Source organism: Pseudomonas sp. CGJS7 (assembly GCF_036961695.1).
On record NZ_JBAMDI010000285.1, the window covers coordinates 1 to 1,871 of the forward strand.

Genomic DNA, 1,871 nt, shown 5'->3' on the forward strand with positions numbered 1-1,871 from the left:
CGGATTCACGCTCACCGCGCAGGGGGCGAACGGTTCCAACGTCGACCCGAGCGAGTCGATCGATCTGAAGGGTGGCGACGGCAACATCGTTGTCAGCAAGGTCACCACCGACAACAACGTCAATTTCGATCTCGCCGACAACATCACCGTCACCAGCGTTGTCGCCGGCAACAGTCGTCTGGACAACACCGGCCTGACCATCACCGGCGGCCCGAGCGTGACCGCTACGGGCATCAATGCCGGTAACCGGGTCATCAGCAATCTCGCTCCTGGCGTTGCCGCCACCGATGCGGTGAACAAGAGTCAGCTCGATGCGGTCGGCGCGGTCGCGAACACCGGCTTCAACGTTACCGCGCAGGGCGCCAACAGCAGCAATGTGGCTCCGGGCGAAGCGATCGATTTCAAGAACACCGACGGCAACATCGCGGTCAGCAAGTCCGGCGCCAACAACGATGTCAACTTCGATCTGGCCGACGACATCACCGTCAACAGCGTCGTTGCCGGCAACAGCCGCCTCGACACCACCGGCCTGACCATCACTGGCGGCCCGAGCGTGACTGCGGCGGGCGTCAATGCCGGCAACAAGGTCATCAGCAACGTCGTTGCTGGCGTTGCGGGTACCGATGCGGTCAACAAGAGCCAACTCGATGCGGTCGCTGGCGGTTCTACGACCCAGGGCATGAACTTCACCGGCAACGATGCCGCCGCTGGCGTCGTGCACCGCGACTTGGGCCAGACGCTGTCGATCCGTGGCGATGCGGCCACGGCCGGCGCGTACTCCGGCGCCAACGTCAAGACGGTGACCGATCCGGTCACCGGCGCGATCAATGTGCAATTGGCCGAGTCGCCGAAGTTCGGCAACGTGGTGATCAACGACGGCGGCGCCGGCAAGATCACCGGCGTGGCCGCGGCTGGCTTGAGCGCGGCGAGCACCGATGCGGTCAACGGTTCGCAATTGTTCCAGACCAACCAGGACGTGGCTGCGCTCGGCAATCGCGTGACCACGAACGAGGGCGACATCGCGGCGCTGAACGCCGTGGTCGGTCCGACCGATCAGGCCTACCAGGACGCCAACGGCCACGGCGTGCGTTATGTCCGCACCAACGAGGGCCCCAACGCGCAGTCGGATGCCTTCGCGACCGGCGCCAACTCCACCGCCGTCGGTTACAACGCCCGCGCAGCCGCCGACGAAACCATCGCGATCGGCGAGAACGCGTTAGCCAATGCGCTCAGCGGCCTGGCCCTCGGCTCGGGTTCGGAGGCGACGGCGAAGTACGCGATCGCCATCGGCGATGAGTCCACGGCCAGCGGCGATTTCTCTTTGGCGTTGGGCGATACCGCCACTGCCAGCGGCGCGTCGTCGATGTCGATGGGCTTGGCCGCGACTGCCAGCGAATCGGCCGCTATTGCGCTGGGTGCGCAGGCGCGCGCCACTGGTGTGGTGGCATTGGCCTTGGGCAGCAGCGCGGAGGCGAGCGCCACCAGCGCAACGGCGATCGGTTCGAACAGCCGGGCCACCAATATGGGCAGCGTCGCGCTGGGCTCGGACTCGGTCGCCGATGGCGCCACGCTCGGCGAGGCGGCCTATGTGCCGACCGATTCGACCTATACCGTTGCCGCTCCCTTCGCACTGAGCGAAGTGTCGATCGGAAAGGCGGGCAGCGAGCGCCGCTTGTCGAACGTGGCGGCGGGCGCCGTCGATACCGACGCGGTCAACGTCAGTCAGCTCAAGGCGGTGGACAGCAAGATCGCCTCGCTCGGGGAGGATTCGCTGTTGTGGGATCCGACTGCCAACGGCGGCGCGGGTGCGTACAGCGCCAATCACCTGGGCAGCGGCCCGAACAAGATCGTCAACGTGGCGCCGGCCGATT

1 protein-coding gene is annotated in these 1,871 nt (G+C 66.2%); it reads left to right on the plus strand.

Going from position 1 to position 1,871, the window contains the following annotated elements; genetic code table 11:
* On the plus strand, positions 1-1,871 hold a 1,871-nt coding region (locus tag V7787_RS52695; RefSeq protein ID WP_442965386.1), incomplete at both ends, for a YadA family autotransporter adhesin.